Source organism: Pseudomonas sp. G.S.17 (assembly GCF_038096165.1).
Taxonomy (GTDB): domain Bacteria; phylum Pseudomonadota; class Gammaproteobacteria; order Pseudomonadales; family Pseudomonadaceae; genus Aquipseudomonas.
Genome location: NZ_CP151076.1, coordinates 2067956 through 2094493, shown reverse-complemented (window position 1 = coordinate 2094493; position 26538 = coordinate 2067956). Strand labels below are relative to the sequence as shown.

The 26538-nt window shown below is 57.6% G+C and carries 21 protein-coding genes and 2 pseudogenes; 4 read left to right on the top strand and 19 right to left on the bottom strand.

The genetic code is table 11. The features are described 5' to 3' along the window. Positions 1-63: 63 nt before the first annotated feature. Positions 64-1536: a DUF2235 domain-containing protein gene (locus tag AABC73_RS09605; RefSeq protein WP_341523379.1), complete on the bottom strand. Its 1473-nt coding sequence runs from the start codon at positions 1534-1536 to the stop codon at positions 64-66. Between the two features lie 304 nt (positions 1537-1840). Next, entirely contained in the window at positions 1841-3472 is a 1632-nt protein-coding gene (locus AABC73_RS09600; protein ID WP_341523378.1) for a methyl-accepting chemotaxis protein, read from the bottom strand. A 199-nt stretch (positions 3473-3671) separates the two neighbouring features. Between AABC73_RS09600 and AABC73_RS09595 the strand changes: the two genes are divergently transcribed. Next, on the top strand, positions 3672-6017 hold the full coding sequence (locus AABC73_RS09595; RefSeq protein WP_341523377.1) for an ATP-binding protein: 2346 nt from the start codon (positions 3672-3674) through the stop codon (positions 6015-6017). Between the two features lie 36 nt (positions 6018-6053). Here the strand turns inward: AABC73_RS09595 and AABC73_RS09590 are convergent, their stop codons facing one another. Together AABC73_RS09590 and AABC73_RS09585 are read right to left on the bottom strand one after the other, a co-directional pair. Further along, positions 6054-6458 (bottom strand): TraR/DksA C4-type zinc finger protein, encoded by a 405-nt coding sequence (locus tag AABC73_RS09590; RefSeq protein WP_020291541.1) that lies wholly within the window; start codon positions 6456-6458, stop codon positions 6054-6056. A gap of 514 nt (positions 6459-6972) precedes the next feature. Continuing rightward, positions 6973-7992 carry a Gfo/Idh/MocA family oxidoreductase gene (locus AABC73_RS09585; protein WP_341523376.1) on the bottom strand — a complete coding sequence of 340 codons (1020 nt, stop codon included), beginning with the start codon at positions 7990-7992 and terminating at the stop codon, positions 6973-6975. Between the two features lie 271 nt (positions 7993-8263). Here AABC73_RS09585 and AABC73_RS09580 point away from each other — a divergent pair. After that, a pseudogene (locus tag AABC73_RS09580) lies at positions 8264-9580 on the top strand (PAS domain-containing methyl-accepting chemotaxis protein). A gap of 145 nt (positions 9581-9725) precedes the next feature. Here AABC73_RS09580 and AABC73_RS09575 read toward each other — a convergent pair. The 5 genes from AABC73_RS09575 to AABC73_RS09555 all read right to left on the bottom strand — a co-directional run bounded on the left by AABC73_RS09575 (position 9726) and on the right by AABC73_RS09555 (position 13614). Then, positions 9726-10730: a lysylphosphatidylglycerol synthase domain-containing protein gene (locus AABC73_RS09575; RefSeq protein ID WP_341523375.1), complete on the bottom strand. Its 1005-nt coding sequence runs from the start codon at positions 10728-10730 to the stop codon at positions 9726-9728. After that, positions 10727-12013, bottom strand: coding sequence for a cardiolipin synthase ClsB (clsB, locus tag AABC73_RS09570; RefSeq protein WP_341523374.1), 1287 nt, complete (start codon positions 12011-12013; stop codon positions 10727-10729). The genes AABC73_RS09575 and clsB overlap by 4 nt, the downstream gene beginning before the upstream one ends. Then, entirely contained in the window at positions 12010-12795 is a 786-nt protein-coding gene (locus AABC73_RS09565) for an endonuclease/exonuclease/phosphatase family protein (protein ID WP_341523373.1), read from the bottom strand. The genes clsB and AABC73_RS09565 overlap by 4 nt, the downstream gene beginning before the upstream one ends. Beyond that, positions 12792-13286, bottom strand: a complete 495-nt coding sequence (locus tag AABC73_RS09560; RefSeq protein ID WP_341523372.1) for a DUF72 domain-containing protein — start codon at positions 13284-13286, stop codon at positions 12792-12794. The genes AABC73_RS09565 and AABC73_RS09560 overlap by 4 nt, the downstream gene beginning before the upstream one ends. A 109-nt stretch (positions 13287-13395) precedes the next feature. Further along, positions 13396-13614: a hypothetical protein gene (locus AABC73_RS09555; protein ID WP_341523371.1), complete on the bottom strand. Its 219-nt coding sequence runs from the start codon at positions 13612-13614 to the stop codon at positions 13396-13398. Between the two features lie 301 nt (positions 13615-13915). Between AABC73_RS09555 and AABC73_RS09550 the strand changes: the two genes are divergently transcribed. Continuing rightward, the gene (locus tag AABC73_RS09550) at positions 13916-14071 is read left to right on the top strand and encodes a KGG domain-containing protein (protein WP_341523370.1); all 156 of its coding nucleotides are present in this window, start codon (positions 13916-13918) and stop codon (positions 14069-14071) included. Between the two features lie 69 nt (positions 14072-14140). After that, positions 14141-14644 (top strand): DUF4142 domain-containing protein, encoded by a 504-nt coding sequence (locus AABC73_RS09545; RefSeq protein WP_341523369.1) that lies wholly within the window; start codon positions 14141-14143, stop codon positions 14642-14644. Positions 14645-14706: 62 nt separating this feature from the next. Here the strand turns inward: AABC73_RS09545 and AABC73_RS09540 are convergent, their stop codons facing one another. From AABC73_RS09540 to AABC73_RS09495, 10 genes and pseudogenes are all read right to left on the bottom strand, one after another. Then, entirely contained in the window at positions 14707-15345 is a 639-nt protein-coding gene (locus AABC73_RS09540; protein ID WP_341523368.1) for an ABATE domain-containing protein, read from the bottom strand. Between the two features lie 171 nt (positions 15346-15516). Then, positions 15517-17832, bottom strand: coding sequence for a glycoside hydrolase family 3 N-terminal domain-containing protein (locus AABC73_RS09535; RefSeq protein ID WP_341523367.1), 2316 nt, complete (start codon positions 17830-17832; stop codon positions 15517-15519). A 5-nt stretch (positions 17833-17837) separates the two neighbouring features. Continuing rightward, complete coding sequence (locus AABC73_RS09530) at positions 17838-19439, bottom strand: glucan biosynthesis protein D (protein ID WP_341524200.1); 1602 nt, start codon at positions 19437-19439, stop codon at positions 17838-17840. Positions 19440-19564: 125 nt separating this feature from the next. Further along, complete coding sequence (gene cysC, locus AABC73_RS09525; protein WP_341524199.1) at positions 19565-20137, bottom strand: adenylyl-sulfate kinase; 573 nt, start codon at positions 20135-20137, stop codon at positions 19565-19567. 162 nt (positions 20138-20299) lie between these two features. Beyond that, positions 20300-21291 (bottom strand): annotated as a pseudogene (locus AABC73_RS09520) (MFS transporter); the annotation flags it as partial. 161 nt (positions 21292-21452) lie between these two features. Further along, the gene (locus tag AABC73_RS09515; RefSeq protein ID WP_341523366.1) at positions 21453-22250 is read right to left on the bottom strand and encodes a class I SAM-dependent methyltransferase; all 798 of its coding nucleotides are present in this window, start codon (positions 22248-22250) and stop codon (positions 21453-21455) included. Then, the gene (locus AABC73_RS09510; protein WP_341523365.1) at positions 22231-23397 is read right to left on the bottom strand and encodes a hypothetical protein; all 1167 of its coding nucleotides are present in this window, start codon (positions 23395-23397) and stop codon (positions 22231-22233) included. Before AABC73_RS09510 ends, AABC73_RS09515 begins: the two co-directional genes overlap by 20 nt. A 52-nt stretch (positions 23398-23449) precedes the next feature. Beyond that, a complete protein-coding gene (locus AABC73_RS09505; RefSeq protein ID WP_341523364.1) occupies positions 23450-24178 on the bottom strand; it encodes an SDR family oxidoreductase in 729 nt (242 codons plus the stop codon). Further along, positions 24175-24918, bottom strand: a complete 744-nt coding sequence (locus AABC73_RS09500; protein WP_341523363.1) for a sulfotransferase family protein — start codon at positions 24916-24918, stop codon at positions 24175-24177. Before AABC73_RS09500 ends, AABC73_RS09505 begins: the two co-directional genes overlap by 4 nt. After that, positions 24915-26135 carry a transaldolase family protein gene (locus AABC73_RS09495; RefSeq protein ID WP_341523362.1) on the bottom strand — a complete coding sequence of 407 codons (1221 nt, stop codon included), beginning with the start codon at positions 26133-26135 and terminating at the stop codon, positions 24915-24917. Before AABC73_RS09495 ends, AABC73_RS09500 begins: the two co-directional genes overlap by 4 nt. Positions 26136-26538 lie beyond the last annotated feature (403 nt).

Sequence of the window (26538 nt, the reverse complement as noted above, 5' to 3'; positions counted from 1 at the left end):
GCCGGTCTTACGTTCCAATTCAGATGGTTGTGTGACAAGGATCGAGACGATGTTTGCAGATCCTTAACCCGGCATTTCGACATTGGGATGCAGCACCCGACCGCCCTGTGCCGGGGCATGCACGAATAACGCCTCGTTCAGTTGGCCGGTGCCGCGAATGGCTGCCTCCCAATGTGCTGAACGATGTATGTAGCGTCGACGCAATAACTGTTCCTCTCGTTTATCCAGCGTATAAATTCCGTCTTTTGCATAGTCCATCAGTTTTTGCGCAATGCGTTGCAGCTCCGGCGGCAGATTGAATGCATCGCTGACCGGAATCGGTTCCAGCGGAACACCCTCGGCGCAGGCCAGCCCGTGCATGAGGCGCAGATGCACCAGGGAAAGATGCCCGAATACCTTGCGCTGCAAACACACTGCGGCCATGACCGACTTGACGTTGAGCTTGTTGCAGGACCTCATCAGCGTCGTCTGCTCGCACACCACTGATAGCGAAGCCTCACTGTCCAGCGGATCGACCAGTTCGCTGGCGTCCAGTGCCTGCAGGTCCCTGTACGCCTTGCGCCAGGCGCCGGTCAATCCGGACGGCGGGTCACAGCCCACCACACTCCAGCGCGGGCGAGTCAGTAGCACTCGCTCCTGCATTTGCGAGTGATAACCACCACCAATATCTGAATGCGCTCCCGGCAGCAGAATCTCCCGTGGCCAATGAGGTGCGACGCTATTGAGGGCGAAATTACGCCGCAATTCATCGCGCGCCACCAGATGCACGACATGTTCCACAGAGCCCGGCGGCAGGTACAAATTGACGTTTCGATTGCTGGCATCCCTGACATTGCCCAGATCCTTGAAGCCGCCGATGGCCGCCACCGTGTCGAACAAGCCGACAAATCTTATTCTCACGCTGCCGCTGCTCCAGGAGAATTCCGGGTTCAGTGGAACCTTGCGCTGATTGAGCACCGGTTCAAGGCTGCCCTTGTCCCGTTTAAGTACCTCATTGATGAAGTGCCGGGCGGCCGCCGCGCCGCGACTGAAGCCAAATACATCGAATTCCAGTGCACCGATAACGCAGTCGGGGTTATCCCGGGAAAAACCCTTGAGCCGCTCACCTATTTTTTGCATGGCGCGAGCGACCTTTGCCACGACACCGGTCGGCCCGCGACCGAATGTCTGTCCCGGCCAGAAAGAATCGCGACCGCCGGAAACTGTCCCTGCGCCGCTGATATAGACCGGCCAATAAACATTCAGGCCTGCGCCGTTATTAATGGCTTTGGCCTGCAGGCGATAAAGCCCTGCAAGCCTGGCAATATTACTCAAATCATTGGCGTAACTACTGCCCGGCTCATCGTGACGCCCTTTACATTCGCGAATATGAACATTGTTGTTTATTTCAGCCATCGCCCGACAATCCGCGCCGACCTGGCTGTTTACCCGGTTATTACCTGTTCCATCAAAGAAAACCCCAATACGGACAGTGACACTGAGCATTGCTGTACCGGGCGTATCGGACGATTTATTTACATTCCATGTATTTATCATCGGAGCATCCGTTTCTAACGCGACTGAATCAAGCCGCATGAATCAATGACAAACATTGATACATTCAGCTTGCTCAGCGATACCCGCTCGTCAAGGCTTACACACAAACTCAGACTTATCCCACACACTCGATTGGTAAAGATAAACAACTTGAAGATATAAATCCGACATAAAAAAAGCCGCCTATTAGGCTAAGCGGCCTGTTTTTTAATCACATCAAACGAACAAGAGCAAGTTGAGTTGAGTTGAGAGACATGCCAGCCCGGTCAACATGCAACCGGGCAGTACATCCTGACTCAGGCGCTCAGGAATGACGCAGCGGCAAGCCCTCCGGCTTGTAACCCAGGCGCAAACCACCCCAATGCCGACCCTTGACCATGATCGGAACGGACAAATCGTGCATCAGTTCACCCGTGTCCCGGGTGTAGGTCTGCAGCAATACCGCCTGTTGATGGCTGCCACAGCGGATTCCCGTGCGGTCGTCGAATTTGCGTTTGCTGCGATTGCGCGCCGTGTCGACAGCAATATCCCCGGTCAGCGGCTGGTTGAACGCATTGTTATGGGTGGGAACGTAGCCTTGAGGCGTGCAGGCAATGGCGAACACCAGCCCATCGTGTCGCGTCAGCAGCGGTTCCTGAATCGCGGGTAGCACCTGATCGGTGTAACGATCGAAACGAGTCTGAAATTTCGCCGGTGCGGTTTTGGCAATAGGTTGGTAATTGCGATCGAACAAATCATCGAGGCTGACGCGGGCTTCATCGATATCCTGTTCGAACTTCAGCGCGATCTGACTGGCGCCCTCCTTCGCCAGGTCATAGATGCGCTGGTGATAATCATCCAGGCCCACTTCTGCCAGGCGCTCGCTGATGGTTTCGGCCTGGCCCTCCATCTGCACGGCGGCATCCGCCAGTTTGCGGGTCTGGTCATCGCTGATGGCCAGATCGCTGCGCATCTGTTGCACGGCGACGAACAGGCCGTCCAGTTGCTCTTGATTGGTTTGCGCGCCCAGGGCGATTTCGCTCACCTGCACCTCGACCCCGGCAGTCAGTCGCGCGATGTTTTCCAGATGCCGCCCCGTGAGTTCGACTTGCTCCACACCGCTGTCCAGATCGGTGGATAACTGGCGTATTTGCTCAACGACCTGGGCCGTGCGCTGCTGGATATCGGCCACCATCTGCCCAACTTCCTCGGTGGCGGTTGCGGTACGCCCGGCAAGGCCGCGCACTTCATCGGCAACCACGGCAAAGCCGCGACCGTGTTCGCCAGCGCGGGCGGCCTCGATGGCGGCATTCAAGGCCAGCAGATTGGTCTGACTGGCAATGGACTGGATAACCAGGGTCACGCGCTGGATCTCTTCACTGCGCTGACTCAAGGCCTCGATCAGTTCCCGGCTGCTGATGGCGCGTTTGCTCAGGAGGTGCATGCGGGTGATGGATTCGCCCAGCACGCTGCGGCCCGCGTCGCTGCTTTGCCGCGCCTCGCTCGACGCGCTCAAGGCCTGCTGGCTGAGCTGTGCGGTCTGGTGTTCCGTGGCGATCATCACGTCGGCGCTGGTGACGATTTTTTCCGCAGCAGACAGCTGCGACTGAACCTTGCCCGCCAGTTGCCTCACGGAAAAAGCCACGCCTGCTGCCGACAATGCGTTATGGCTGGTGGTGCGCGACAAGTCTCGGGTCAGGCGAGTGATATCGGCGTTCGGGTCATACGGCGTTTCAGCTGATGGCGTGCCCGTAAAGAACAGCGGCAGCCAGATAAATGCCAGGGCCAGCGGCAAGGCCGCGTAGACGGACAGTCCGGTATACGCCAGCGCCAGCAATAACAAGACGAACGCGATGCTTTGCAGACCGGGCACCAGCCAGCGGGCTGTCCGGGCCGATCGGGTCTCGGTTGGCTGGCGATCCAGCGGCGTGCCGGTCAAGGATCCATTTGCGGCCATAGCCTTTACCCCGTTTGAGCTTATCGTTATTTTGTCTGCATTAAACGCCAGATAGCGGCCACACGCCATGAGTCGTTAGTTGTAAACCATCCACGATAGAACTCTTCCTGCTCCTGCCCGGTCGTATCTGCATACACGCGGGACAACGGCAAGCGACACGCTCGGTACATCGATTTTTCTGATCAAGTTGAGGCATGTCTTGAGTTCTGCAACCACCCCGGTTTCGGCTGACATATTCATCGGCGACAGCACGATGGCGCAGCGCATGAGGGCTTGTGACTGGGCTGCGACTGCGTTGGGCCCTGCGGAGCATTGGCCGCAGTCACTGAAGATGGCGCTGCACATTCTGCTTACGTCGAAGTTCGAGATGTGGCTGGGCTGGGGCGAGCAAGTACATTTCTTTTATAACGACGCCTACCGCCCGACGCTCGGCCAGAAGGATGCCCATGCGCTGGGGATGCCACTGCGCGAGCTATGGCCGGAGATCTGGCTGGAAGTCAAACCGCGCATCGAGGCGGTGTATCAGCAAGGCGTTGCGACCTGGGATCAGTCACTGCTGCTGATCCTGCAGCGCCACGAATACCCGGAAGAAACCTACCACAGCTTTTCCTATAGCCCGCTGATCGGCGATAACGGCAAAATCCAGGGCCTGTTCTGTGCAGTCACCGAAGACACCGACCGCGTTCTGAATGAACGACGTCTGGCGCTGCTGCGCTCAGTGGCCAGCGGGATGGCCGGTACCCGGGATCGAAGCGGCATTTTTGCCAGCCTGCAAAGCACCCTCTCGCAGCAGCCCCGTGATTTGCCGTTTAGCCTGACTTTTGTTCTCGATGAGCATGGCGCGGCAACGCTGAGTGGCTGCAGCGGTTTCGACGAACGCCATGGCGATGCCGTCGAGCAGCTGACCAGGCTTGAACAATCGCACTGGGACAACACCGGGGCGCAGCGGCCGGACTGCCTGGCGCTGCTGGACGTGACGTCTATCGCGACGATTCTGCCCTGTGGCGCCTGGGATCAGCCGCCAGCCGTCATGGCCATGGCTCCCCTCAAAGGCACCGACCTGCTGCAGCTTAATGGCTTCATGCTGATTGGCCTGAACCCCTATCGGCCCCATGACCCGGATTACTTGAGCTTCATCGAGCTGATCGCCGGGCAAGTGGGTTCCAGCCTGACCCGTGTCGATGTCTATGAAGCCGAGCACCGTCGCGCCGAGGCGCTGGCTGATGCGTTGCAGATGCGTCAGGCCGCCGCCGAGCTGCTGCATCAAGCCAATCAGCAGCTGAGCGCCGAAGTCGAACAACGCAATCAAGCCCTCAGCGAAGCGTTGGCGCAGCTCAAGAAAGAGGCCAGCGAGCGTGAAGCCATCCAGGAAGCGTTGCGCCAGTCGCAGAAAATGGAAGCCCTGGGGCAACTCACCGGTGGCATAGCGCATGATTTCAATAATCTGCTGACGGGCATCATCGGTTCGCTGGAGATGATCAGCCGCCGCAGCAGCAGCGGTAAAGTAGCCGACACCCAGCGCTATATCGACGCAGCCACCCAGTCAGCCAATCGTGCCGCGACCCTCACTCATCGGCTGCTGGCGTTCTCCCGGCGCCAGCCATTGATCCCGCGCCCCACGGACATCAATCAGCTGATGCTGTCGATGGAGGACATCCTTCGACGCTCCCTGAAAGAAGACATTCGCATGCATCTGTTTGCCCATGACGAGCTGTGGCAAACCCTGTGCGATCCGCATCAACTGGAGAGCGCGCTGCTCAATCTGGTGATCAATGCCCGGGACGCCATGCCCGATGGCGGCCAACTGACCATCGACATCGGCAACGTCAGCCTGGCCCGCACCGCCATTGCCAGGCAGGTTGACGCGGTGCCGGGTGATTATGTTTGCATCTGCATCCGGGACACCGGTTTCGGCATGCCGCCGGATGTACTGGCCCATGCCTTTGAACCGTTCTACACCACCAAACCGCAAGGCCAGGGCACCGGCCTGGGTCTGTCCATGGTTTATGGCTTCGTGCGCCAGTCCGGCGGCTACGTACGCATTGATTCCACGCAGGGAGTAGGCACCGAAGTGCGGCTTTATCTGCCCCGCCACGATCCGGTCGAGTCGCCGCAAGCCGCGCCAATCCTGGATGAAAGCTCAGCCGCGGTCAGCGGATTTACGGTTTTGGTGGTGGAGGACGAACAGACGGTACGGGAGTTGGTGCTGGAGGTATTGCAGGACTTTGCCTGTGTGACGCTGCAAGCCGCAGACGGGTTGTCCGGCCTGGCGATTCTGGAAAGTGAGCAGACTGTGGACCTGCTGATCAGCGATATCGGGCTGCCGGGCCTGAATGGGCGACAGCTGGCTGACGCGGCACGGGTCAAGCGTCCGGCTTTGCCGATTCTGCTCATGACCGGCTACGCAGAAAATGCTTCGCAGGCCAGTGGATTTCTGGAGCAAGGCATGCAAATGCTGACCAAGCCATTCACCCTTGCTGATCTGACTGGACGGATTCACGCAATGCTCGATTACCGGCAGGCGCAAACGACCGAGAAGCCTTAAGGGTTAAACCTTGAGGGCTTCTCGGCGCCGTTGTGGTCAGGCTTGACGCTGATGTTTGTCGATCTGCTCGTGACGCTCTTGCGCTTCGATGCAGTATTTGGTGGTCGGACTGATCAGCAGGCGCTTGAGGCCAATAGCCTCGCCGCTGTCGTCGCACCAGCCAAAGCTGTCATCGGCAATGCGTGCCAGAGCCATTTCCAGCTGTGGCAGCATGCGCTGATCACGATCAATCACGTTTACCAGCCAGTGACGCTCTTCCTCGACCGAGGCGGCGTCCGCAGGATCGGCAGGCGTGTCCAGGCTTTCGATAGCGATGCGGCTCTGCTCGATGCGCTCGTGGATTTCGATCTTCATGCCCTGCAACAGCTCGACGAAGAAAGCGTGCTGCTCGGCATTCATGTAGTCATCGGCCGGCATGGCCAGCAACTTTTCCTTTGTCATTGATTTCTCTATAAAAAAAACGTGCATTAAGGCGAATTAAGGAGCGGCTCAGCGTTGCCGTAAAAGCGCCATAGTCTCCAAGCGCCACCTGGCACTCAATTTACGAGGGGCGGCAGTCTAAGGCCGGCTTGGGCAGTCGGCAACATAATTGACGCGAATTGGTGTAACAAGTCCCGCAACAACTTGTTGAATGCGGGCTGTAACGCCTGTCCGCTGGTCGCCGGGATCGACTTGGCCAGCCCATGACAGAAAGCATTCGCGGACAAAGCCACTTAATTAACCAGGTTCAAGGACCTGGAAAAGTGGTCGTGTCCGCGACTGAGTGATTCAAATTCCGCGACTTGCGCCTGCGACCCCATTCTGACTGCCTGCAAGCACATCGGTTCCGAATCGTTTCACAACAACAGCAGCCTTGGCCCGGCCGCTTTTGTACAACAATTAAAGTGGCATCTGGCCTTTAGTCCCGAATATACGCAGCAACAGCAGCAAAGGTAAAGCCACTGACCTTCCGGCGTTACAAAATCACGACGCGCCCCTCTTGGGCGCTCAGGCGTGCAGCGTCCAGTACCCGGGCAGCAGCGACTGCGTCATGGGGATCCACCGGGTTGGGTGCGTTGCCTGCAATGGCATCCTGCAATTGTCGATAGAACTCCAGCCAGCAGCCACGTTCGGATGCCACTTGTTTACGGGTATCGCCCTGCTCCAGCCAGCCCCTACGCCGGGTTGCTTCGACTCCCCAGCGCTCGCCTTCGGAAGCAGGCGTCAACCCTGCCAACGAAGCCGCCTCCTGCCCGTCAAGACCTTCGACGCTGTAGCAGCCGGATGTGCCGCTGACCCGGAAGCGTGGGCCGGGGTGATTCTGCAGGCAGCTGCCCCATAAATGCGAAACCACCCCGTTGCGATGGGTCAGGGCAACGAAAAACTGATGGTCGACAGACTCGTTCGGCGTGGCGAATTGCAGTTCGCCGTACACCCTGGCCACCGGGCCGAACAGCAGCAATGCCTGATCCACCAGATGGCTGCCGAGATCGCGCAACATGCCGCCGCCACTGGCTTTGCCGACCGATTTAGGGGAATAACGCTCGACGCGGGATTCAAATCGGCTGACGTCACCCAGAACGCCGTCATCTATCAATTTACGCAAGGTCAGGAAGTCAGAGTCCCAGCGGCGATTCTGATAAACACTGAGCAGCACGCCCTTGCGCTCGGCCGCATCCACCAACGCCTGCGCCTGCTCGGCATCTGCGGCGAATGGCTTGTCGCTGACCACCGCGACACCGAGTTCGATGGCCTCCAGAATCAGCGCCTGGCGAGTCGCCAGCGGCGTGGAAATCGCTACAGCATCGACCCCGGCGGCAACCAGATCAGCCAGGCTGGCAAACGCCCTGGTTTGAGGATAATCCTGCGCCAGTTCTTGTCGACGCTGAGCCGAACCGGTCACAACACCGACGAAGGTGGCGCCCGGCAGGCTGGCGATCAAAGGCGCATGAAAATACCGACCGCCTTTGCCATAGCCTACCAATCCGATTCGCATGGTCCTCTCCTTCTATTCATATCTGGTTGGCCGGGAGCTTACCTGCTTCAGACGCTCCATTGCATGGCCTGCGTATGACGTGTCGCACGGCGGCAAGACACTCAAACGAATCATTTTATTGTACAAATCCAATATTTTGTACAATTAATTGCGCATTCTTGTACAAGAATACTATGATGGCCTTATGCGATGGAACGCATCAGGGTCACTTCAAGACCCCGCCTGCCAAGGACCTGGGCGTCACGTTGTGCACCCAGACGAGCCATTCATCATGCTATTCAACTCCTCCAAGAAAGAACTACGCGACCTTCAGGAAATCATCGCCCGGCAAGCAAGCCTGTTGTAGGCCATCGACCGCTCGATGGCCACGGTCGAGTTCGATTTGAATGGCGTGCTAATCAGTGCCAATGACAATTTCCTCACGACCATGTGCTACCGGCGCGAAGACGTGATCGGCAAACCGCACAAACTGTTTTGCAGCTTCGAATATGCCCGTAGCGCCGAATACCAACAGCTGTGGTCGCGTCTGCGCGCCGGCGAGTTCGTGTCGGCGACCTTTCGCAGATTGGCGGGCGATGGGCGCAATGTCTGGCTGGAAGCCAGCTACAACCCGATCAAGGACAGTTCCGGCAACGTGGTCAAGATCGTCAAGTACGCTCTGGATGTGACTGAACGGATCCAGGCCGAAAGCGAGGCCGCCAGCAAACTCGCCGGGCTGGACCGCGCCATGGCGGTGATCGAGTTCGATATGGAAGGACGCATTCTGCGTGCCAACGATAATCTGACGCGGCTGCTGGGCTATAAAGAAGCTGAGTTGGTCGGCAAGAACCACCGCATGCTGTGCCCGCCCGAGCTTATTAATAGCAATGAATACCGGGATTTCTGGCAGCGCCTGAACAAGGGCGAATTCTTCAGCGGCCAGTTCAAACGCGTGAGCCGCCAGGGCGACACGCTGTGGCTGGAGGCCAGCTATAACCCGGTGTATGACGCCAACGGCGATCTGATCAAAGTGGTCAAGTTTGCCACCGACATCACCGCCCGCATCGAGCAGCATATCCGTGATACCGAGAGCGCTGCTCAGGCGTATCACATCTCAGTCGAAACCCAGAAAGTGGCCGAGCAAGGTACGCAGGTCATTCAGCTGGCCGCCAGCGAAATGCGCCAGATATCGTTGAACATCGATTCGTCGTCACGAATGATTGCGCAACTCGGCGAGCGCTCGGATCAAATCACCACCATCGTCAATACCATTCGCAGCATTGCCGACCAGACCAACCTGCTGGCGCTCAACGCTGCCATCGAAGCCGCTCGCGCTGGCGATCAGGGCCGTGGGTTTGCCGTGGTCGCTGACGAAGTTCGTCAACTGGCCGGACGCACCAGCCGCTCCACCGCAGAGATTTCGGAAATGATCGGGGTGATTCAATCGGAAACCCAGCAAGCAATCTTCAGCATGGACAACACCCGCGCCAATGCCAGCAAGGGCGTAGAACTGGCCGATCAGGCTGGGGCGGTCATCGTGCAGATCAGCGCAAGCACCAACAATGCAGTGGATGCGGTGAGGATGTTTGCCCAGGCTTCGAAGCGGTAATGACGCCTTTCCGGACGAATCCGGTCCTACCGACCTGCGCAAAACCGGTAGGAGGGGACTTGTCCCCGAAGAGGCCAGCCCGGCCAACCGAAATCTGCCGCATTATCGTTCTTCGCGGGCGAGCCTCGCTCAAACAGGCAACAGGCTAGAGCTTGGCCTGATTCCTCTCCCCCATCTTCTTGCTGCGTTTTTCCAGAATCAGATACACGACCACGGCAATCAGCAGCGGCATGAGGAAGTAGATGGCCCGATAGCCGATCAGCGCCGCGAGCAAGCTGCCCTTGGAAAACTCGTGCTGCATCAAGGTGATGAACACGGTTTCCAGCACGCCGAGCCCGGCCGGGATGTGGGTGATCACGCCAGCGATGCTGCTGATCAGCAACACGCCAAGAATCGCCGGATAAAACGCTTTGTCCGGCAGCAGGGTGTAGATCACCAAGGCCATCAGCGACCAGTTCAACGCGCCGAGGCTGGCCTGGGTCAGCGCCTGTTTCAAGGACGGCAGAGTGACTTCCTGCTCACGGATCGTCCAGGAACGACGTTTGGAAAAACGACACGCCAGCAGATAGCCAACAGCGACCACCAACAAGGCAACGCCGATCAGGCGCAATGAAGTCGTACCCACCGCCCAATCCTTGGGCAGTTCAAGAAAGCCCATGGAGAACACCACGCCCGCCACCAGCATGTAACCCAGCCAGTTGGTAATCAGGCTAAGGCTCAGGATGCGCGTAATAGTGGGCACATCCAGCCCGAGTCGCGAATAGAGCCGATAGCGCAAGGCGATGCCGCCAACCCATGAGCTGAGGTTAAGGTTGAACGCGTAGCACACAAATGCCACTGGGACGACTTGCTGGATCGACAGCTTGTGCCCGGTGTAAAACCGCGCCAGCACATCGAAACAGCAATAGGTCAGGTAGCTGCACAGGGCGATCCCGAAAGCGAGGGCCAAGGTGCTGATTTTGTAGGACAGCAACGCCTGTTTGACTTCCTGCCAGTCGAGATTCTTCACCAGCAGAAACAGCAACACCGGCACCGCAACGAAGAAAAATACGTTGAACGCGCGCTTGGCCCATTTCCATTTGTTGCTCTGCGGCTTGCTGCCCTGTTTTACGCTGGTGCGTTCGGAAGATGCATCGGACGCCTGAATCATGCGGATTTCTCCTGATCAGATTGCAGATTGACCCGCAAGTCATGGGGGACGCCATCTTTTTGCTCTTGCTCGATGACACTCGCCTCGGGAAGCACATCCGCCGCGCGCAGCGGTTTAAGCCGCAAACCATGAGCGGGAAACAGGCCGGCAATGGCCGGAAAGTGTCGCAGAAAGTGAAAGCTGAGGAAGATCATCGGGGCCCGCCACCACTGCCCGCGTGCAGCCCCCTTCAGGCTGATCTGCTGACTGTGCGCAGCAGCCAGGTCACGCAGATGTTCGTGCAAGTGCTGATTGAGCGCGGGGTCGCGAATAAACAGATTCACTTCCAGATTCAGCGCCAGGCTCAAGGGGTCGAGGTTGCTGGAACCCACGGTGGACCATTCGCGATCAATCAGCGCCACTTTGCCGTGCAGCGCCCGCTGTTTATATTCGTGGATCACCACGCCTTCACGCAGCAGAAAGGTGTAGGTCAGCCGCGAGCAGACGCGCACAAATGGCATATCCGGCTGCCCCTGGAGAATCAGCGTCACTTTGACGCCACGCCGCGCCGCGTTGCGCAACTCGCGCAGGAATCGATAACTGGGGAAGAAATACGCATTGGCAATCGTGATGCGATGGCTCGCGTTGCGCATCGCCAGCAAGTACTGCTCTTCGATATCGGTGGTGTGTTCCTTGTTGTCGCGCTCGCACAGCAACATGCGCGCGCTGCCCGCGTGATGCGGCTCGATGCGCAGCGGCTTGAATTTCGAGCGCACGGCTTCGCCAAGCATGCCCATGGCCGAAGCGTGAATATCCGCCACGATGGGACCACGCACCATCACCGCGTAGTCCTGCTTGGCGGTCACGCCGGTGTCGCTCATGTGATCGACGCTGTAATTAATGCCGCCGATGAACCCAATCTCGCCGTCCACCACCACAACCTTCCGATGCAGGCGCCGGAACAGGTTGGTGCGCATGCCCATTACCCGTGGCCGAGGGTCGAACAGTTGAATGTGAACCCCGGCGGCGATCATCCGTCCGACAAAAGAATTACTCAGGTCCGAAGTGCCGTAGTCATCCACCGTGACCACCACCCGCGCGCCATTGGCGGCGGCCTCAAGTAAGGCCTGTTGCAGCGCTTCGCCGACCCGGTCTTCGAAAATGATGAAGGTTTCCAGCAAGACTTCCTTGCGTGCCGCACGGATGCAATCGAAGACTCGGGTGAAATAATCTTCGCCATTGATCAGCAGCTCTACCGAGTTACCGTCGCGCCACTGTCCGTGGTGTTTCATGTGATCGTTCATAAGGTCACCTCCACTGCGAGTGGCGCATGATCGGAGAGATGCGACCATGGCCGGTTGGACAAGACTTTGGGCCTGTGGGTGGTGGCGTTGCGCACATAAATCCGGTCCAGCGCCAGCAACGGCCAGCGCGCCGGGAAGCTCTTGGCTGGCGCGCCGAATTTATCGACGAATGCCTCATGCAGACCGGTGCCGACCAGTTGCGCATCGGCCCGTTGTCGCCAGTCATTGAAATCCCCGGCGACAATCACCGGCGCCGACTCCGGCAGACGCGCCAACAACTCGGCGAGCAGCTTCAATTGCTGGCGACGGTGCCCTTCACGCAGCCCCAGATGCACGCAAATGGCGTGTACCTGACCAAACTGCGGGACGTCCAGAATGCAATGCAACAGCCCGCGCTCCTCGGTGCCATGAATCGACACATCCAGATTCTCATGATGGCTGATGGGGTATTTGGACAGCAGCGCATTGCCATGATCGCCATCGGGATACACCGCGTTACGGCCATAGGCGAAGTCGCTCCACATGCTGTCCGCCAGAAACTCGTACTGCGAGGTCGTCGGCCAGCCCTTTACCCGCTGGGCGTGACTTTGATGCTCGCCATGCACTTCCTGAAGAAACACCACATCGGCGGAAACGCTGCGCACGGCGTCACGCAGCTCCGGCAAAATGAAACGCCGATTGAAGATCCCGAAACCCATGTGCATGTTCATCGTCAGCACGTTCAGGGATACACCGGTCGAGGTGGGGGTACGTACGCCAGTCGGCGTAATGGCACTGCTCAAAACTTCACTCCTTGCATGTCACCCGGCGCCACTTCCAGTCCTTGAGTCAAGTCGAAGCGTTCCAGCAGTTGGCGGGCGTCATAAGGCGCCCGGACTTTGATGTCGTTGTCGAAATAGCAAAATATGTCCCGCGATTTTCGCTTCGGAACGGCCTTGGCCACGATCAGGTGCGCGTCGGCGGGTTGCGAACCCTCGCGCCACTCCTGAATCCGGTCGCCCCAGCGCTTGAGCGCCTTGGCGGTATAGCCACTGGCGTAGAGCTTTTCGTCGCCGTGCAGGCGCAGATAAACGAAGTCGTCGGGAACCTCGGCAAACCAACCGGCGTACAGCTTTGGCGTTTTCAGGGAGTAAAAGGAGCCATTGATCTCAATGCTGTTCACGGCACGGGAGGCAAATTTCAGCTCGTTTTTCTGCGTCAGTTCCTCGGGATAAAAATCGCCCCGCCATGGAACATAGCGCCACCCGGAAATGCCAATGCGGATATCACTCATGGAAGTGGTCTCGGTTTCGTGTGCGATGTGAGGCGACAGTCACGTCATATGAAGCCTGTCGCTCGCACAGGTTCCCTAACCCGCATGGTCAACTAGTGCAGCATCGCGCCTAGAGCGGGCGATCCGGGACGACATCATCGTCTTCATCAACAACACCCAGACTGCCGGGCAGGGTTTCCGGATCAGGCAGATCTACGTCATTGCCAATACCCGGCTCTGCTTCCGAGAAACCAGGATCAATTACATCGCCGTCGTCCAGGCCGGCATCTTCATCGTCAAGTAAATCAGGATTGGGCGGAATCGATTGTTGGGTTGTTAACCTGTCCATAACCACCTCTCGGGTATGACCTCCGACGGAGGCCTTAACGATTCGAATACGCCCAAGTTGCTCCGTTCAATGCATTTAGTGACCTTACGTCGGCAATAACTGACTCACCGCACCGTTTACTTACAAAACCGTTTATCTGCAACACGGAACCTTATGCAACTTTGCATCGATAGGCGGCCATGACCGCTCGTCGGTTTCGGCGCTATTTCAATAAACTTTCCACACCCGAGTTACTTCTCAAGAACACGAGGCAACTGTCTCGCCAGTGCCAACTTAAACAATATTCACAGGTGAAATGATCATGCCCAATACATCGAAACAAAAAGACGACGACAAATCGAAAAGTACCGGAAAAGGCTCGGGCAACTTTGCCGAGGACCCTCAAAAAGCGTCTGAGGCAGGCAAGAAAGGCGGCAAAGCCAGCTCCGGAAGTTCAAGTAAAAGTTCAAGCAAATAATACAATCCGTCCTATCAGGACGGGAACTCAGGTTCCCGTCCTTCGGCATTAACGTCTGGAGATCTGCCCATGAAGCAACTTAACGCATTGCTGCGCCCTACCCTGATGACCCTTGCCCTTGGGCTGACAACGATGAGCGCCTTCGCCGCGAGCCCGGCCGGATTCGTCGATGACGCGTCGGCCAAAGGCCTGGCCGAAATTCAGACAAGTGAGTTGGCCTTGCAGAAAAGCCAATCGGCCGATGTTAAAAAGTTCGCCCAGATGATGGTCGACGATCACACCGCTGCCAATAAAGAGCTGGCACAAGTCGCAACAGGTCTGAAACTTAAAGTGGCGGACGACGCGGAACTGATGGCCCGTGCCAAGAAAATGGTCCTTGAGTATCGTGACGAGTCGTTCGACAAGGCCTACGCCAACAATCAGGTCGTGGCCCACGAGCAAACCATCGAACTGTTTGAAGAAGAGATCAAATCTTCCAAGACGCCTGAGTTAACGGCCTTCGCCAAGAAGACGCTGCCTAAACTCCAGCATCACCTGCAAGAGGCCAAATCGCTTCAGGCCAAATACAAGTAACTCATACAGCACAGCCGTTTGCGTCTTCGGCGTAAATTGCCGGGACGCAAATTCGGCATCTTTTACATCGTCCATCCCGCGCTACTGCGTTTTCGCGCTTTTTCGCGACTGCCGCAGATATTCATCTGGCACCAGCGTCGCCCGCCATTTTTTGAACTGTCGATAAACAGCCAGTCGCAATCAGGCGTGGCGCAGACTTTCAGGCGCAGTTGATCCGGTCCGGTCAGCAGGCTCGCGGCTTGGGTCGCCAGGCGAGCCATGAAATTGTCGGTCATGTCATCCAGGCTATTGCCGATCTCCCACTGCCAGATTACGTTCGGCCCTTGCACGACGAGCCGGCGTTGCGCGGCCGTACTTCCCAAGACCTGATTCAGGTAATTCAGGGCGCGATCATCCAGTCGCCGCCCTTCTGCCATTGGCAGCAGCAATTGGTAAAGCTGCTCACGGAAGGCAATCAGGCGCTGGAAGGAGAAGGCAGCTGCCGGTTGCTCGACCAGCCCCAGATAATGGTCAAACTCCTGAGCACTGATCAGGCGGGCATGCTGGAACCAGCGCACCACATCCTCCAGCGTTGCCAGCTTGTCCACCACTTCCCCCAATGAGCTGCCCGGTCGGCGTCCATTGCAGGTATTCAGGTAATCGAGTACTGCCAAGCCACCCACCAGCCGCAGTGAGCTGATTTTGAGTTGACTGATAAACATGATCAGCCCCTTGTCTTGATCCGACACTTGAAGCATGGCAGATATCAGCAAAGAACCAAGTGCTATCGGACGGCCTACAACCTATCGTGAGCCGAGCGGTTTTCACGGCGTTTATCGATCTGCACCGCACATCGCTCAGGATTCAAAAGGAGGTGGCGTCCAGCGTCAGCGTCAATTACCGACATTGATCAAGGTTTTCACCGCGTTCTCCCTGAGCATACGAGGGATCGCGCAACCCGGTCCCGCAAGCTGAGCACCGGTGGTGACCTCGAAACTCGCCTGATTGTCGGTGGCCGAGCTACCTCCTACAAAAACCGTGAACTCGCCCGGCTCGACCCGGCGCAAAAAGAAGTGATCCAGCAGTGCCAGGTCATCCTGATCAAGCTGGAAAGCAAGTGTCCTGGTTTCGCCTGGGGCGAGTGTCACCCGTTCAAAACCACGCAATACGCGCACGGGTCGGGTGACACTGGCGGTGCTTTGGCGCAGATACAACTGCACGATTTCATCGCCCTCACGAGGCCCGGTATTACTGACATCGACGTTTATCGTCAGTGTCTCGTCTGGTGCAATCCGCCGGGCGCTTAGCCGGGGTGGCTGATAGGCGAACGTGGTGTAGCTCAAGCCATGACCAAAGGGATAAAGCGGCGTCCACGATCCGTCGATGTATTTGGAGGTGTACTCGGATTCTTTACTCGGTGGACGCCCGGTATTTTTCCGGGCGTAGTAAATGGGCAATTGCCCGACCGCCCGAGGAAACGTAATGGGGAGCTTGCCACTGGGGTTCACATCACCAAACAGGACATCGGCGACCGCGTGGCCCATTTCCGAACCGAGAAACCAGGACTCGAGGATCACCGGCACTTGATCACTCATCAAGGAAAGCGCCAACGGGCGACCGTTCATGAGCACGACCACCAAGGGTTTGCCTGTCTCGACCAGGCGAGCCAGCAGTGCTTCCTGACCGCCAGGCAAACCCAGCGACATCCTGCTTCGCGCCTCGCCGGTCATCCTTACGGTTTCACCCAGCACCGCGACGATGACATCGGCATCGTTACTGGCCCGCAGTGCGTCATCAATACCCGAGAGGTCCAGACTTTCAGGCGAGGCGCCCGGTACGTGAATGACCGCCGTCGTGGATGGCACAGCTTGTTGTATACCTTCCAACACCGTGACCGACTCTTCGCTACGCACTGGCCCGGACCAGGGTCCCAGGGTGGATTCGGCATCGGTAGCCAGTGCACCCACCACAACCAGCTTTTTGATGTCCTTGCGCAGCGGCAGCAATGCCTGGTCATTCTTGAGCAATACGATGGATTTCTGCGCCGCCTCTCGTGCCAGAGCCCGGGTCTCGGGTATCCGGGCAACAGCCTGCTCACGAGACGCATCACTGTAACGGTACGGGTCTTCAAAAAGACCCAGGCGTTGCTTGGCTTGCAGGACGCGTCGTACCGCATCATCCAGAGCGTCTTTACGCAGTTGGCCGCTTCGAACCAGTTCGGGCAACTGCTGTTGATAGAGGCCGCCGGCCATGTCGATGTCGACGCTCGCGTTGAAGGCCAACTGCGTGGCGCTGGATTCTGTCGCAGCCACGCCATGCTCGATCAGATTCTCCACACCGTTGAAATCGCTGATGACGAGACCGTTGAAGCCCCACTGCTTGCGCAAATAATCGTTCAGCAACCTATGGTTGGCATGCATCGGCGTGCCCGCGACTTCATTGAATCCCGGCATGATCGTGTCGGTCCCCGCCTCCACAGCGGCCTGAAACGGCGGGAGATAGACTTCACGCAGCGTGCGTTCCGAGAGGTCGGCAATGTTGTAGTCACGCCCTGCTTCCGCTGCGCCATAACCGGCGAAATGCTTGGCGGTTGTCATCATTGTCGAGAGATCAGGCGGCCCTGTCCCGTGAAAGCCCCGGACACGGGCAACCGCCAGGGCGGCCCCCAGAAACGGGTCTTCACCGGCACCTTCAACCACACGCCCCCAACGCGGATCACGGGCGATATCGACCATCGGCGCGAAGGTCCAGTGGATGCCGTAAGCAGAGGCCTCCACGGCCGCAGCCCTTGCAGTGCGCCGTGACAGTTCCGGATCCCAGGCCGAGGCTTCGGCCAGCGGAACAGGGAAAATGGTTCTGAACCCATGGATCACATCGAAAGCAAACAACAAGGGAATTCGTAGCCGGGACTCTTCGACCGCCACACGCTGAAGCTTGCGTGTGGCCTCGACGCCATAAGCATTCAGCAGCGAGCCCACGCGCCCGTTACGAATACTGTCATCACCACCGATTTCAACGATGGGGCCAGCGGACGTAGTCTGGACAGCCAACTGGCTGAGCTGGCCGGCCTTCTCTTCAAGGGTCATCCGGGAAAGCAGGCTGTCGATCAGATCATCGTTGTCGAAATCCGCGCCAGCACTCACATCAAGTGAAGTGACCGTGGCGAGCGCAATGAACATAAGCACGGGCAGGAGTCGAGAATGGGCCATGACATTCACACCGCCTTCACACTGCTGATCAGCCCCGAGCTTTCTTGCCCGGCAGACGCCAATGGTTCGGAAGTGAACGGGTGATATTGATAGAGCCACGTTTCTGACAGCGCTTCATCGCCCAGTTGCAGAAACAAGCGCAGCTCTACGGGCTCGCGGCCCTCCACGCTCAAATCGAACTGAGCCCGCCAATGCCCCTGCTTACCGTCAGGGACGGCCTCCGTGAATACATTCGATAATTTGCCTCTTGATGAGGAAAGTACCGCCAGCGGCCGGACCCCAAAGGGTATTTTTGCAAGGCCGTCACCCTGAAACTCCACGACGAACTTGCGATCACCTTCAGGTCGGTCCTGACCGGGCAGGCCACCGCGGCCCAGACGAGTCGCCACGCAACGAGCCAGCGGCGAAGGAAAGGGTTCGTCCGCTTGCCAGTGCAGGCGGTAACGCAGGCGGAAATTTTGACCTGTCTGGGCCGCAAGCTTGGGGACCCACATGGCGACAATATTGTCGTGAGTCTCGGCGTCGGTAGGATTTTCCACCAACTGCACACTGCCTTCGCCCCAGTCGCCCAAGGGTTCAACCCATAGGCTGGGGCGTCGTTCGTAATGCACGCCATCCAGGTAGTGGTCGAAATCCCGATCGCGCTGCAACAGGCCAAAGCCTTTGGGATTGTTGTCGATGAACGCCGATGCCATGGTGCGCGGGGCGTTGTTGAGTGGCCGCCAGATATGCTCGCCATTACCAGTCCAGATGGCCAGACCGTCAGAGTCGTGCACTTGCGGCCGCCAATCGATGGCAGTGGGCTTGGCGGTATTGGAGTACCAAAACATGGAGGTGAGCGGCGCAATCCCCAGACGCTCGATATCCCTGCGCAAAAACAGGGATGCATCGATATCCATGATGACCCCTTTGTCCCTGTGCAGGACAAACCGATAGGCTCCGCAAATACTCGGCCCTTCAAGTAACGCGTAAACAATCACCGCACTGCTGCGTGTGTCTGCGGCTGCTTCAAACCAGAAGTGGCTGAAGTCTGGAAACTCTTCCAGCTGGCTTGCCTGGGCCACATTGACCGCAATGCCGCGAGCGGAAATGCCGTACTGATATTGATCACCGATCGCGCGAAAGTAGGACGCGCCGAGAAAGGCGACCCAATCATTGGTGCGCCAATCCAGCTGACGCTGGTCGCCGGAGCGGCTCTCCTGGAAACGGAAGCCGGCGAAGTGATTGCCCGGGGGCAGCCGACGAGCGGGACTGTCCGCAGGCATATCGAAATAGGAATCGTCGAAGACAATCTCACGCGCCATGTCGTCGTGAACAACATGCATCGTCACGGGAAAACGAAAATAGGTGCCCAGGTGAGAGAAAACCACCGGGTACTGCCCTGGCCCCAGGGCAAACAGGGCGAGGGACGTGTCGAATTTTATTTTCCCGTGGGCATCGTAATTGATCTGCGACAGCACCTCGGCAGGGCCGGCGGTGGGAGCAAACCAGGGCATCCGCGACTTTGCTTCGGCCAGTTCAATCAAGCTCTCGAATGAAAAAGGTGATGCGTCCCCCAACCGGAGTTTTGCCTCTTCACCGGCTATCGCTGACGAAAGTTTGCCCATACCGGCGAGCGCCGCAGACAGGGTTGAAAGTGCGAGAAGCGATCGACGAGTGAGCATGATTTTCGTCCATGATTTTATTCCGATAAAAAGTGTGCAGCCCCTTTAGCCATGCGGCATTGGCGACATCATCGCTTGTAGAGATGTTGAGAAAATGCGTTGAAACTACAATCGGCAAGCTCCAGCCAGGCACATATTTCTTCCACCGACTCACCAATGCTCAGCACATCGCTGCGCAGATGCACTTCCGGGAAAACCGGCGTTTCATAAGGCGCATCGATGCCGGTGAAGTCTTGCAGCTCGCCGCTTCTGGCCTTGCGATACAAACCCTTGGGGTCTCGTTGTTCAGCGACCGCCAGCGGTACGTCGACGAAGACTTCAACGAAGCGCTCGCTGCCAACAATCGAACGCGCGTGATGCCGGGCCGTGCGGGTGGGTGAGATAAGCGCGACCATGACGGTCAGCCCGGCGTCTGCCATCAATGCTGCAACTTCGGCCACGCGGCGGACATTCTCTTCCCGGTCGGCCGCGCTGAAACCGAGGTCTCGACACAGTCCGTTGCGCAGCACATCCCCATCAAGAATGCAGGTCCTCAGGCCTCGGGAGCGCAATGCAAAATCCAGGGCATTGGCGATGGTCGATTTACCGGACGCGGACAACCCGGTAAACCACAGCACCGTGCCTTGGTCATGCACAGCCATAGCCGCTCGATTGAACGCATAGGCGCTGTGGCTATCGGGTTTTGGATAATCATCAACGACGCTTTCCATAGCGGGCTCTCTCCTGTTGGTAAATATTCAGTCGTCGGGGGGCTTGTCGGGCAGCAGGCCGACCACCATCAGTTGCACCAGCAATAACCCGGCGATGCACAGATACAGCGGCGCAAAGGAACCCAGCAGTTCCTTGCAGGTACCGCCGAGAAAATTGCCCAGCACGCCGCCCACGCCGATCAAGACATTGGCGATACCGAAGGCGCGTGTCAGGCAATCAAGAGGCACGATCTGCCCCAGATAGGTCGGGACCAGACCAAATACCGGATAGAACGCCAGCGCGAATAGAAAGCCGGCCAGATAAAACCCGCTGTCGCTGTCCAGGCCATAAACGCAAAGACTTGCCAGACATGCGCTGACAAAACACAGCATCAATGCCCGGCGCGAGCCCAGCCGGTCAGCCACCCAGCCCACAAGGAAGCCCGCAGCCATTCCCACCGCGCCGATCGTCGACCACACCATCCCCGTGGTTGCTACGGACATGGAAAGCTCTTCACGCATGAATGGCGCCAGGTACGTCTGAAACGGCAGCAGCGTCAGGCCGTTGAGAAAAGCCACCAGCCAGGTGAGCAGCTTTGCGTAGCGGTCTGTCGCGACGTGACCGAGTGAGATTGCAACGCGCCTGGCGACTGACGCAGCAAATACCAGGCCGCGACACACACCAGAATCGACACCAATCCAGCGATCAACCAGATGGCGCGCCACCCGCCATGCAGGGTCAATAGACTGACCAGCATGCCATTGATGAATACGCCGTAACTGGTGCCACTGGAGATCAGGCCCATCACTCGCGCCCGGGTTATTGCGGAGAAGTGGGTCGCGACAATTTCGGCCAGCGGAACGTAGGCCGACGCCGAACAGCCGCCGAGCAAAATCAGCAGCCCGCCGGATAACCAGATCGAATCGCTGACACTCAGCCCCAGCAGCGCCAGTGAGGTCGCCAGCGTCGAATACAGGCTGATTTTCCAGCCCGCGACAAAACGGCTGAGATAGCCGGCAAGAAACGAAAAGCCCAGAAACCCGATCTGCGCGCCGCCGGTAATCAGCCCGACGGTGGTGTAGTCAAAGCCGATATCGCGCCGCATGTCCACCAACAGGTTGGCGAACAGGTAGACACCGAAACCATAGGTACAGGCAACAAAGCCGGTCAGGACAATCGCCAGCACCACGCCGTTACCGGCGCGCGTGGAATCATCGGCAGCCGCCGTCAGCACGGGCTCGACTGGAGTGCTGACAGGCGACCGGTTCATTTGGCAATCGCCGTATGAATGATGAAATCACAATCCAGCGGATCATAAATGTGCCGGAAATCACCAAACGACTGAGGCCTGAAGAAGCCGGCTTCACTGATCTCGCCTTTGAGTTCCTCCGGCAAAATCGGATAGACCTGCAGCCGGTAGCAAGCGCCATCGCTGAAGGTATAGATGAACTCGCACAGTTGATCGCTGACCTGCCCCAGACTGACTTCGGCGTTATGCCCGCAATAGTAGTAACGACCGGAGGACTTGAAGTGGCCGGCACGTATCGCGCGGAAGTTGCGCTGATCCACCACCAGCAGCCCGCCCGGCTTGAGCAGCTGCCGGAACCGGCGCAATACCCAATGACGATCGTGCTTGTCGAACACATGGCACAGGGAGCTGCCCAGGCACAGTACGGCATCGAAAGTGCCCAGGCGGCGAGGGTCGAGTTCCAGCCAGTCGCGTTGCAGAATCGGGATATCCAGCCCTCTTGATTTAGCGTTGAAGCGCGCCCGCTCCACCATGGTCGGGCTGCCGTCGCACGCCAGTACGTTGAAACCGGCCTTGTGCAATTGCACCGCATGAAAGCCACTGCCCGTGGAAACATCGATAACTGTTTCGACGCCCAGCTTGCCCAGCAAATCGGCAAAGAAGCTGCCTTCGCCGGCGGCACGCTTGTCCCAGTCGATCAATTCATCCCAGCGGCTGACAAAGTCGCGGGTGTATTGAGTTGCGTAATCGGCAAAGCCGAGTCGTTTGCCGACCGAAGTTTGCCCCTTGCGGCCTTCAAGCCGGATGTAGGTCATGTCTGGCACTCCCTGTCAGTTCGATCCTGTGGGCGTAGGCCTGGTATTTGCGCCCCAGCTCTGCGGCCCTTTGATGCACGTCTTGCAGGGGCATACGCGACACGGAATAACCCAGCAGCGCTTCCATGATCGCCATCTGCTCCGGCTCGAAGGAAACGCAGCCATCGGCGTTTATCGCGTGAATGCCGTCCTGTTGCTGGCCGCGCTGGTTGATCGCAATGGCCTCGGTGCGTGCCACGCCGTAGGGCAAACTGAGCATTACCCGGCCCAGACCAACGCTGACCGGATAACCGCCCGGCAAGCCGCCCGGCGCAGGGGCGTGGGTCTGCACCTCGTAGTCGGCAAACAGGTTTTCGATGACTTTGGTTGCCGAGGTTGCGGTCAGGAACTGCCCATCGACGCCGCCCAGACGGCGAAACTGGGTGCGCACGCAAGCGAAGATCAGCGCGTCGTCAAATGCCCCGGTGCAATCCTTGCCGTTGACGCGATAGTGCAGCGAGTAATTGGCGTCCGCCGGCAGTCCGGCGCGAGGTACGTAGTGGCTGAAGAAATGCGAGGCGATCAGCCTGACCTGTACCGCTTCCGGAGAACATGTGGCCAGCCGCGCGACGGACATGCGTATGGCAGGAACCAGATTGGCGACATTGCCAATGCCCGTATCCGGCGCCATGCCCACCTTGTCCAGCACCACATTCACGGCGTCAGGAAAGGCGCAGTTGACCACAATGGCTCTGCTTCCTGAATGTTTGACAGCTCGCATCAACTCATAGGCTGGCGCCAGATGCATCGGTAACCATGGGCCCAACTGCGCCTGATCCAGCGCCTGAAAAGCGGCAGGCGGCAATTGGGTAATCACTCGCCAGGATTGCAGAGAGGCACAGTTAAGAATGATGTCCGGATGAATGCGGGTAATGATCGCGGAGTTTTCTTCGACATTGCCCTCGCCAAGATTCATCTCCATGGGATGAATCGTACACAGCGTATTCATCTGCAGGCAGCTCAGGCGTACGAGATTACAACTTCGAGTGGCTTTTTCCAGGTCACGACTGGCAACGTAGAAAGTAAAGCCGTTGCGTGGTGCCAGGATCTGGAGAATCTGCAGGCACAAATTGCCTCCACCCACGATTAGTATTTTTTTCTTGTCCATGGCATTTCTCCTTATCGACAGATTGAAGCCCCGCAGGCCGAAAGCTTTCTGGCTAACGTGGGTAAGCGCCGTTATCCACGGCAATAACCTGGCCGGTCAGATGCCGGCTTTTTTCTCCTAACAAGAAGACGATCACATCGGCAACCCCTGAAGGCTGGATCGGCTCTTTGAGGATTTCCTGGCGTTCGTACTCCCTGCGTCGATGCTCAGGAATGCGGTTGAAGATCGAGGTATTGCGCACCAGTGCAGGCGACACCGCGTTGACGCGGATCGAAGGTGCGAAATTCCATGCGTTGGCCTTGGTCAGGCCAATGACGCCCGCCTTGGTTGCCCCGTACAGTGCGTCGAGACTGCCCACCTCTCCGGCGACTGAAGTGACATTGACAATGCTGCAAGTGCCACCGCTCGACATTTCTCGCCGGGCAAAATCCCGGGACAGGTAAATCAACGATTTCAGATTTACCGTGTACATCTCATCAATCTGGGCATCGCTGTAATCAAAGACACTTTGCCCGTGATAAATACCGGCGTTGTTGACCAGACCCGAGAGCGACTCATGACGAGCATAAAGCTGCGGGATAAATGTCTTTAATGTCGACAAGTCCGCAAAATCGGCACCGATAACTTCGAGCCGATCACTGCCGGCTTCGGCCAGCAAAGACTCCAATCCTGCGACGTCCTTGTCGGCGGCAATGACATAAAAATCTTCTGCCAGGCAGGCCATCGCCGCAGCCCGGCCAATACCATTGGCCGCGCCGGTTATAACGACTTTCTTTTTCATGTTGACCCTGACGTGTTTGTGAATTGATTCATGCGTTCGAAATAGGGTCGGTGAAAACGGTAGTACTCAATCAGGCGGGAATTTTCGGCAAGTTGACTGTTGTCGAAATCCGAAGACACCCGCGAATTAATCTGCGTACTGTTTTCGGCGGCTTTATGCCAGCTGCGCCAAGGCAGCCATTGCTGCGGGCACTCCTTGTTCCAGCTGAGTGCATCGGGCAAAAACGGCAGTTGCAGATAATCACACAATTGCCGGATGGTATTTTGCGGATCACGGGCAAGTTCATCAGCGTTGATGACATAGGGAATGCGCCCCGTCAGCCGTGTCACCTCGCAGAAGATCTCGTACTGTGCCTTGTGTCCAATGGACATGAGCGGCATCTGCGGATAAATCGCGAAGTGGGAAAGGATGGAACTCGCGGGTTCGCGGATAATAAAGATATTCTCCTGTTCCAGAAGAAACTTTGAATCAGCTTTCAACTCAGGCAGGCAGTGATAACACATGTCCTTATGAAACACGGCGCGCCGCTGCCGCGCGTCACGCAGCAGCGCCTTGACCCCCTCGTAGGACGTTGGCAAGCCACAGTCCAGATTATCCGACGGGATCGGCGAATCCTGCCCGAAAGCCACATGGGCAAACGGCTCGTGGAAGACTTCGAAATCCTGACGTTCAATGAACACCCGCTCCAGTACGGTCGATCGCGAACGAGGATGAGCCCATAGCGCTATCATCCGATTCATGACCGTCCACCCGCGCAAGCCTGCAGGACGGGTACGTGCCTTTGCGGCAGAGCCATTCTCAGCGACTCGATGAAGCCGTCCAGCTCAGGACGTGCGCCACGGGCATACTCATGCGCCGTGACAAATGCCGGGTGCAGCGCAAACTCTTCAGGTTCGAGGCCGCCCAATTGGTAGGCTTCCCTGAAGTAATCGATGCGCAGCAGCTTGTCCAGAACCTGACTCGGGATTACCAGACTGCGGGCAGGCAATACCGGGCGGCCTGCGCGCTCGCGGCGCAGCAAAAACTCGATGATTGGCGCCGGCAAGGTGTAGAGAGTGGTTCGTTCGCCAGTGCGTTCAAGGTGCCAGCAATGCTCACCGTCCTGTCCCTCGCCATCAACCTTGATGCTGGCGATCAGCAGGCGAACCGGGCTTTGCGCAGCGGCCAGCAACGCCTGGATCGCATCGTAAACCGCCAGTTCAGCCCATCGTTTATCTTCAGTGGTCAATGCGATCCCGAGCGCCTGAGCCTGACGCTCAAACGCTTCGGGCGCCCCGAAACGACCGATCATGAAGGTAATGACATACCGCGCGTGGGCAATGTTCACGCCCAGACGACGCGCCTTTGCCCGCCCCCGCTCGACAGCCTCAAGGCCGGCGGCGAATTGCGAAACGGTAAAGCAGAATGTGTTGTTGATCGAACACCCCTGCGCGACAAGTTGTTCAATCGCCAGATAGCCCGCCTGACTACCGGGAATCTTGATCATGATGTTCGGTGCCAACCGGGACAATTCCAGGCCGTGTTTGACAATTGCCGAAGTATCTTCGCCAAGAAACGGATCAACTTGAGCGGACAACCAGCCCAAACGCCTACCAGAAGCATTCCACATTGTGTCTAATTGCCTGGCGGCATCCAGAACAAGCTGACTGTAGATATTACGGCGACGCTGCGTAACATCCAGCCGTTCATCCCAGCTATTATTTCGCTCCGTCCGGCAATAATGAGCGTGTAAAAAGGCCGCATTGATTAGCCGAGGATTAGTCGTGACACCCGTTATTCCGGAAAAACGGCCAGACAACGGGTCCGGCAATAGCGAATCGATAATACCTCTCAACTCATGATAGCGTTCCACCATTACCGACTTGAACACCCCATAGCAAGCAGGGGAACCATCCCACCAAACTTCCGAATCCGGATTTGCATTTTTCAGAATGCGAACATATCTCAAACCAGCCATTAGCGGCTCCAATGAGCAGTCAACTTAGACTTCTCGGTGCCGGTGCGCAGAGCACACCGAGAAAATGCATTATTAGAATTGGGCGCGAAGCTAACTTGGTATTGCCCTAAAGATGGATCCCATATTTACACCTGTCAAACGAGCAACGGTGGTTTACTGAGCATAATTGGGAATAAAAGCTAGAGGTTTAATGTCACTCGGGCGGATAACTTCACTGACGTGGACTAGAGCATCCGCAATCGGTCTGCCAAGGTCGCAAGTTAAAACGTCCAGATATAAGCGTCCGCCGGGAGCCGGCGTGCATCTGGCGCAGAAGACTGGCTGCGTTGCCCCGCTCCGGGGAAGTCTCCTATGCTAGAGCGGTTACGACACGCGATGTGAGTTTGCCGCATGCTTGCGTTGA